Genomic DNA, 8,092 nt, shown 5'->3' on the forward strand with positions numbered 1-8,092 from the left:
CTCAATCAGCGGTTCCCAGATCGCCCATGTCTCATCAGTGAAAGTGCCTGTTCCGTCTCCTTCTTCAATCCATACAATATAGGAAGTATTTTAAGATCTAACAGGCCCTAGCCCGCATATCTCACACGAGTGGGTGCATCGGGCTCTGAAATTGGTGAAAGTTCTTGTTGAAAAAGGAAAATCCGCGAGCGAGATCGGAGACCCGATGCAGACAGAGTGTAGCGTTGGCCATGTCCTCAAGATTTCTGTGAGATATGCGGGATAACAGCGGGGTGGGTGCGACAAGATTGCTATTCTATCAGGCAATGGAGGCCGTCAAAGAGGGAAAATTGCAAGTTGTGCTTGCGGCTTTACAGTCAAACCCCGTTCCAGTCAGCCTTCTTTATACCTGTCATGATCTACTGCCATTGAAGATCAGGGGCTTTCTCGACTTCGCTGTCCTGCAGCTTCGCGAACGCGTCGCTATAGGTAAACGGGACTTTTGAATCTTGGCGCCATGCTCCTGGTTCAAAGGATATATCTGATTGCTGCAATTCGCTTGAGGGCCATCTAACACTCAACATCTGGCCAATAATAATAAATGATTAAGACGTTTCACGTTTCGTCAGTTGGGCGATCTCGAAGGGCGTAATGACGTCTGCCAGAGTGCAGTCATTCAGAACCGCCATCATCGCCTGCGTTGCCTGATTAAGGCCGCTCCGCAGGCGGCAGGCGGGCATTAACTTGCAGAGCGTCGTCTCAGCGCTCTTTTCCAGACATCCTAGCAGAGCCATGTTTTCTTCGAAATAGCATACGACATCGCCGATCATGATGTCCTTCGCTGGCCGTCCAAACCGTAGGCCACCGTTACGACCGCGCAGGGTTTCGGCGAATCCCCCCTGGCCCAGCTTGTGGACGACCTTGACCATATGTGCCTCCGAGATCCCGTACGCCATGGCGATTTCACGAATGGAGCAGAGTCGTTCGGTCCGGGCGCCCAGATAGATCAGGGCGCGCAAGGCATAGTCGGTTTGCAACGTAAGTTTCATGGTCGGGTAAAGATGCACCAACTTGACATGTTTTCCAATACGGTCAAAAAGATGTGCGGATCGTAAACCCTAAAGGAGGGCACCATGTCCGCTCCTCTCGACGACAAGACGCGCGCGATCATCTCCGCGACCGTCCCCGCGCTGAAGGCGCACGGAACGGCCATCACGACAGAAATGTACAAGCGCCTGCTCTCCACCCCGGCCATTCGCGACCTGTTCAATCTCTCCCATCAGCAGGATGGCGAACAGCCCAAGGCGCTGGCGCTGGCAGTGCTGTGCTATGCCGAACATATCAACGACCTCGGCGCGCTCGGCGGCATGGTCGAGAGAATTGCTGAGAAGCATGTCGGTCTGAACATCCTGCCCGAGCATTATCCATATGTAGCAGAGGCGCTACTCGGCGCGATCGGCCATGTTCTCGGGGATGCCGCGACGCCGGAGATCGCCGAGGCGTGGGGCAAAGCCTACTGGTTTCTGGCGGATATCCTTATCGGCCGTGAGAAGCAGATTTACGACGAGCATAAGGACGCACCGGGAGGTTGGGCCGGATGGCGCGCTTTTCGCGTTCGCTCACGTCGCGCCGAGACTCCGACAATCACCTCGTTCGAACTGGTTCCCGTCGACGGCGGCGCGCTCTTTCGCCATAAGGCGGGACAGTATCTCAGCTTCAAGCTGGATGTTCCCGGTCATGGCTCTCAGCGCCGGAATTACAGCATTTCCTCGGAACCCGGCGCGGATCATTACCGCATTAGCGTGCGACAACAGGATGGCGGCGTCGTCTCGACATGGTTGCATGAGACGGTGAAGGAGGGAGACATGCTCCAGGTTGCCAATCCCGCCGGTGATTTCTTCCTCGACGAGACAAGTGAATCTCCTGTCGTGTTCCTGACGGCCGGTGTTGGTCTTACGCCCGTGATGTCGATGCTCGGCGAGCTGGCGCAGACATCCGTGAAGCGGAAGATTCACTACGTTCACGGCGCGGATACCGAGGCGTTGGCAGCTTTCCGTCCGGAAATCGAAGACCTTGCCAGCCGAGGTATTCTGGCGGCGGATTTCTTCTATGCGAAAGAGAGCGTGCCCGCTGTCAGTCATGGTGTTGCCGCCCACGCTGGGCGTGTCACGACCGCTTGGGTAAAGCAGAACCTCGACCGTTCCGCGACCTATTACATCTGCGGGCCGGATTCCTTCATGAGAGATATGGTCGACGCGCTACGGACCGAGAATCTGCCGGCGAAGCAGATCCGTTACGAGTTCTTCGGCTCCGCCGCCGACCCCGATCTGGTTCTCTCCGCAGCCTGATATTTTTTTGGGCGTTCACAGTGAGGGGGCGCGCCCCCTCACACGACCTTATCAGGAGCTAGTGTCCTGATCGAGAAGTTTATATGATTATCCTGATGGCAGGGGTAATCGAATGGGACGTGTAGCGGTTGCGATTGAACTGACGGCATTGGAGCGTCAGGAACTGGAATCTCTGGCAAGGGCGCGCAAGACGGGCCAGGCGCTTGCGCGGCGAGCCCGTATTGTCCTTGCCGCAGCCGATGGGCATGAGAACAAGGCGATCCGTGACCTGACGGGCGCGGACATCAACACGGTTGGCAAGTGGCGCCGGCGTTTTGCGACGGACCGTCTGGACGGGCTTTACGATGAACCCCGGCCGGGGACACCACGCTCGATCGGCGACGGGGAAATCGCGGAGACGATCCGCCGGACACTGGAAGAAACCCCGCGCGGTGCTACGCATTGGTCGCTGCGCTCGATGGCACAGGCCGTGGGATATGCACCGTCAACGATCCATCGCATCTGGAAAGCGTTCGGGTTACAGCCGCATCGAACAGAGACCTTCAAACTGTCGAACGACCCTCTCTTCGTGGAGAAGGTCCGCGACATCGTTGGTCTGTATATGGCACCGCCGGAGCGTGCGCTGGTACTGTGCGTGGATGAGAAGAGCCAGATCCAGGCGCTGGATCGCAGCCAGCCCATGCTCCCGATGCGGCCCGGCCAGGTCGAGCGGCGGACACATGACTATACCCGCCACGGTACGACCTCACTGTTCGCAGCTCTCGACATTGCCACCGGCACCATCATTGGAAAGTGTTATCCGAAGCACCGATCCACGGAATTCCGCAAATTCCTTGACCAGATCGAAACCAATGTGCCGACTGACCTCGATATCCATCTGGTGATGGATAACTATGCCACCCACAAGACGAAGCTGATCCGTGACTGGTTGGCCAGGCGCCCGCGCTGGCACGTTCATTTTACGCCGACCGGGGCCTCATGGATCAATCAGGTGGAGCGGTTTTTCGCTCTCGTCACTGAAAAGCAGATCAGGCGCGGCATTCACCGTTCGACCGAAGCCCTGGAGGCCGACATCAGGGCTTTCATCGCCGTCCATAACGAACAGCCCAAGCCCTTCAAATGGACCAGATCCGCCGACGACATCCTGCAGGCCGTCAAGCGATTCTGCCTCCGTACTACCAAAATCAGCGAAACTTCAGAATCAGGACACTAGTGCGATGTCGGACTCATCTTCCATTGTCAGGCCGGTCGCGGATCCGGTCAGTACCGTCCTGAAATGGATTCTCCTTGCGACCGGTCTTCTGACTGCGGCGCTTCTCATCTGGACGACACAAGCGACCTACAAGGGTGCGCCTCCGCAGCCGGAGAAATTCGTCTCGGCCGACGGCTCCATTCTCATGACAGGTGCGGATATCGTTTCAGGAAAGGGCGGTTTCCAGAAAGCCGATCTGATGGACTATGGTAGCCTGTATGGCATGGGCTCCTATTATGGCGAGGATTACACTGCCTCAATCATGAAGCGGCTGGCGCTCGCCACGCGCGATAACATCGCAAGCGCAGACGATGGTGCGGCGTTCGCATATCTTCCGAAAGAGCGGCAGGACGCCATTACGGCGAAAATGCGCGACGATCTTCATCATCTCGATCTAACTGCCTCGACTGTGACGCTGCCTGGCGAGCTTGTGGCGGCGATCGTGTCCGTCCGCATGGCAACCGCGGACGGTCTGCTCCATCCGAACCGCAAGGCCGGCTGGACCGCAGCACAGAGTCTCTCACCCGCGCTCGCGGTCAAGACGGCCGACTTTCTGATCTATTCGGCTTTGACGACCGTCGCATGGCGTCCTGGCACGAACTATTCCTGGACACAGAACTGGCCTTACGAGCCGCTGGTGGAGAACGCTCCGACGGGCGAGACTTTCATCTGGACATGGGCGAGCTTTGGCTTTGTTTTTCTGGCTTTTGGTGCCGTGCTCTTTATCTACGAATATTGGCTCAACGACGCAGACACGGCGGCTCGGGACGCGGAGCTTCTCGTCGTTCATCCGTTGACACCGAGTCAGAGGAAAGTCTGGAAATATTTCCTTCTGGTTGCGGCACTGCTGCTGGTGCAGATTCTGGTCGGCTCCGTCATGGCCCATATGTATTACGACCGGACGAGTTTTTACGGTATCGATATTAATCGATACGTTCCGTTCAATGTCATGCGTGATCTTCATATTCAGGCGCCTATTGTCTGGATCGGCCTGTCGTGGATCGGCGCGGCGCTGTTTCTTGCACCGGTCATCGCCGATGGAAAAGAAGCCAAAGGTCAGGGCTGGCTCGTGGACGCGCTGTTCTGGGCAACGGTCTTCGTAGTGGTCTGTGGCCTGGTGGGAAACTATCTCGGTGTCATGGGGGTGATCGACGGCAACTGGTTCTGGTTCGGAAATCAGGGGTTGTCCTATATCCAGCTCGGCCGCTTCTGGCAGATTGGCTTCTTCGGAGGACTGCTTTTGTGGAGCGTCCTTGTGATGCGGGCTCTGTGGCCATCGGTTTCATTGTGGACTCGTGCGGCGCGCAGTTTCTGGTCCGGTCATATCCGGCTGGAACATCTCATCTGGGCGTCTACCGTTAATGTCGCACTGCTGTATGCCTGTGGCATGATTCCGCTGACGGGCATTGAGAAATCCTTCACGATCTCGGATTTCTGGCGCTGGTGGGTCGTCCATCTGTGGGTTGAACAGTCCTTCGAGTTCTTCGCGGCGGCGATGACTGCCTGGACGCTGATGGCCACGGGGTTGATATCGCGCTGCCTCGCCGAGCGAGGCATGTATTTCGAAGTCATCCTGATCTTCCTCGGTGGCGTGATCGGCACGGGGCACCATCTTTACTGGGCGGGCGAGCCGAGCCTGTGGATCCCATTCGGCACGATGTTCTCCTTCATCGAGGTGCTGCCACTTGTATTGCTTATCATGGAGGGAATCAGCCACTATCGAATAATCAGGAAGCAGAAGGATTTCCGCTATCGTCTCGGGACCATCTATGTCATCGGTGCTGCGTTCTGGAACTTCGTGGGCGCCGGGGTTTATGGCGGCGGTCTACTGAATGCGCCACTGGTGAACTATTATGAACATGGCACCTTTCTGACGCTCAACCACGCGCACTCGTCTCTTTTCGGCGCGTTTGGCGAACTCGCGATCGGTTTGATCTATTTCTGCCTGCGTTACATTCATGCTGAAAAAGCCGGTTTCTCCGAACGAGCTGGCCTGTGGGCATTCTGGCTCTACAATGCGGGACTGGTTTTGTGGACGCTGCTCAATTTCTTCCCAATCGGCTGGCCTCAACTGCTCGCAGTCTATCAGCATGGCTATGCTTACGCCCGCAGCGCCGAATTCTATGACAAGACCCTGTTCTGGCAATGGATGCGGCTGCCGGGCGACGTTGTCTTTGCGGCTGGTGCACTGATTATGGCGTGGGATTTTCTTGTCAAGCTTACGCCGGTCTATCCTGGTTGGATGCGGCGGTTCATTCCCGGTTCGAGGACACTTGCCGCGAGCCGTCCGGTGGAGAACGTGTCATGACGGCGCAACATGACACTCCGGATGTGAGGCTCAAGCGCGTGTACGATGCCTCCGCGCCCAGCGACGGCCTGCGCGTGCTGGTGGACCGCCTTTGGCCGCGAGGGCTGCACAAAGCCGACGTGAAGATGGATTTTTGGCTGAAGGACGTGGCGCCAAGTCCGGACCTGCGTCACTGGTTCGGCCATGATCCGGCGCATTGGGACGAATTCCGGCTGCGATACCGTCATGAGCTTTCAAACGGAAATGCCGAGATCGCCCGTCTTGTGGGACTGGCGAAGAAAAGCAGGATCACGCTTCTTTATGCGGCGCATGATCCTCTCCATAACCATGCACTCGTTCTTCGGGATTTTCTGTGCGATGTCGCGACGGTTAAATCTTCGAGCCATGGACGAGGGGATCAGTCATAACACAACACGTTGATTTCGCAGAACGCCTCACTCGGGCGTTGCTTGAAACGCGCGCTGATGCGATCCTCGCCGCCGACCCGGGGGGATCATCCGATTCTGGAACCCGGGCGCGGTAAGAAACTTCGGGTTCACCAAAGATCAGGCTCTTGGTCGCTCGCTTGATATCATCATTCTCGAAAAGCTACAGGTACGGCAGCGGGAAGGATGGAATCGCGTGCTTCAGACCGGTCAGAGTCGTTATGTGGCGGACGAGTTGCTTGCCGTTCCCGCGATGACGTCCGACGGTCGGCTATGCGAGTATACCGCCGCTGCGGCTGACCATCTCAACGTCCATGAAGTTCACGCCTGTCACATGTTGCCCCACGAAAAAAGGCTTCGACCGGTGCGCTGAAAGGAATTGCATGTGGGTGCCGTGCTCCGTGAGCTATCAATCCACTCCCGGAACATTACTCATGTGGCAATATCTGGTTCTCTATCCTAGCGTCCAACAACGGACATTCCACCCCCCTAACTCGCCTGTCGGCCCAAGAGAACCAGAACAGACAGGCGGCATTCGCCTCATCTCTACCATTTCCGCGGTCGATCTAGCTTCCCTAAAGCGGACATCGGCATCGGCCATCTTTTGCTTCATTCGTATAAACAAATGTGATACATGTGTACATACACGCAAGGAGGCTTTGTATGTCTGCTGTTACATTCCGGGTAGATGAAACACTGAAGGCGGCTGCTGTTGAAAAGCTGTCCGCTCAAGGCATTTCACTTTCTGATGCATTGCGCGATACCCTCGCATATATTGCTGAAACGGGCCGCTCTCCGGTCAAGCGCACGCTTGTCACAGACGAGGATACGCAGCTTATTGAGATTGTCCGCGAACGTCTCAAAAACCCTGCCCAAAAGCATCGTATGACTTTCGCGGAGCTTAAGAGCCGTCATCGGGAATGAAAGAGTATTGTCTTGAATTCGACGATAGAGCGCTCAGGGAGTGGGACGCTCTTGACGGCAGTGTTCGCAAGAAATTTGAAAAGAAGCTGGAAAAGCTGATCTGGAACCCTCATTCTCCAGGAAACGAGCTTCATCGCGACCTATCAGGGTTTTACAAGATCAAGCTTCTGAAAGATGGCTACCGTCTTGTTTATCAGGTCATCGACGAACGGATCGTCATCTATGTGATTGCCGTTGGCCGAAGAGCCGATAATGAGATTTATGAATTAGCATCAAAGCGGATAGAGTGAATTTACTTTCCGGTAGAAAGTCAGCTCCTGCCTTCATCTCAGGCGCAGGGCTCGATAATCTGTATTGCTGAAAGTAGACGTCGAATCATACCCGGAAAATCTTCTTTCCCCATCAGAATCTACGTTTTAAAATCACTTCAATGGCGTGCATTGATCTATCGGTGTTCGCGTGGATTTGAATGACGCGAGGCGACATTGCTCACGAGAGCCCTCAATGAAATTACAATAGCCGAATTACAGTCGCTTATAGACAATCAGATACCAGAAAGCCGCAGGCTTGAATACAAGCGTGATTTGTGGCCGCGAAATAAAGAAGGAAACAAAGAATTCCTCAAAGATATCTCTGCTTTCGCAAATAGCCAAGGTGGTGATTTGATTGTTGGAATTGAAGAAGTCGAGGGGCAGCCCAATGCGCTAGTAGGAGTTGAGGTTAATGACACTGGCGCGGAAACTCTTGCCTTAGTGTCTGACCGAAAATGAGTTGAGTGATTTCAGCGGGTTATGATTCATGGGTTTGCGATAACCTGATGAGATCAAGATGGCCTGGACTGAAATCACCCGAGCGC

General features: G+C 55.5%; 9 protein-coding genes. 8 read left to right on the top strand and 1 reads right to left on the bottom strand.

What is annotated here, in order from left to right:
• Window positions 1–584 precede the first annotated feature (584 nt).
• Window positions 585–1,028: an Rrf2 family transcriptional regulator gene (locus GOB85_RS17910; protein WP_062020778.1), complete on the bottom strand. Its 444-nt coding sequence runs from the start codon at window positions 1,026–1,028 to the stop codon at window positions 585–587.
• Window positions 1,029–1,112: 84 nt separating this feature from the next.
• Between GOB85_RS17910 and hmpA the strand changes: the two genes are divergently transcribed.
• From hmpA to GOB85_RS17950, 8 genes are all read left to right on the top strand, one after another.
• Window positions 1,113–2,327 (top strand): NO-inducible flavohemoprotein, encoded by a 1,215-nt coding sequence (gene hmpA, locus GOB85_RS17915; RefSeq protein WP_062020783.1) that lies wholly within the window; start codon window positions 1,113–1,115, stop codon window positions 2,325–2,327.
• A gap of 112 nt (window positions 2,328–2,439) precedes the next feature.
• Window positions 2,440–3,540: an IS630 family transposase gene (locus tag GOB85_RS17920; protein ID WP_019092710.1), complete on the top strand. Its 1,101-nt coding sequence runs from the start codon at window positions 2,440–2,442 to the stop codon at window positions 3,538–3,540.
• Between the two features lie 4 nt (window positions 3,541–3,544).
• The gene (locus tag GOB85_RS17925; protein WP_062247520.1) at window positions 3,545–5,887 is read left to right on the top strand and encodes a nitric-oxide reductase large subunit; all 2,343 of its coding nucleotides are present in this window, start codon (window positions 3,545–3,547) and stop codon (window positions 5,885–5,887) included.
• Entirely contained in the window at window positions 5,884–6,294 is a 411-nt protein-coding gene (locus tag GOB85_RS17930) for a DUF488 domain-containing protein (RefSeq protein ID WP_062020791.1), read from the top strand. Before GOB85_RS17925 ends, GOB85_RS17930 begins: the two co-directional genes overlap by 4 nt.
• Window positions 6,295–6,382: 88 nt before the next feature.
• On the top strand, window positions 6,383–6,685 hold the full coding sequence (locus GOB85_RS19840; protein ID WP_231875798.1) for a PAS domain-containing protein: 303 nt from the start codon (window positions 6,383–6,385) through the stop codon (window positions 6,683–6,685).
• Window positions 6,686–6,975: 290 nt separating this feature from the next.
• Window positions 6,976–7,236: a type II toxin-antitoxin system RelB/DinJ family antitoxin gene (locus GOB85_RS17940; protein WP_173578750.1), complete on the top strand. Its 261-nt coding sequence runs from the start codon at window positions 6,976–6,978 to the stop codon at window positions 7,234–7,236.
• Entirely contained in the window at window positions 7,233–7,526 is a 294-nt protein-coding gene (locus GOB85_RS17945) for a type II toxin-antitoxin system RelE family toxin (protein ID WP_173578749.1), read from the top strand. The genes GOB85_RS17940 and GOB85_RS17945 overlap by 4 nt, the downstream gene beginning before the upstream one ends.
• 195 nt (window positions 7,527–7,721) lie before the next feature.
• On the top strand, window positions 7,722–8,006 hold the full coding sequence (locus GOB85_RS17950; RefSeq protein WP_173578748.1) for an AlbA family DNA-binding domain-containing protein: 285 nt from the start codon (window positions 7,722–7,724) through the stop codon (window positions 8,004–8,006).
• The last annotated feature ends 86 nt before the right edge of the window (window positions 8,007–8,092 follow it).

Source organism: Acetobacter fallax (assembly GCF_011516735.1).
Lineage (GTDB): Bacteria > Pseudomonadota > Alphaproteobacteria > Acetobacterales > Acetobacteraceae > Acetobacter > Acetobacter fallax.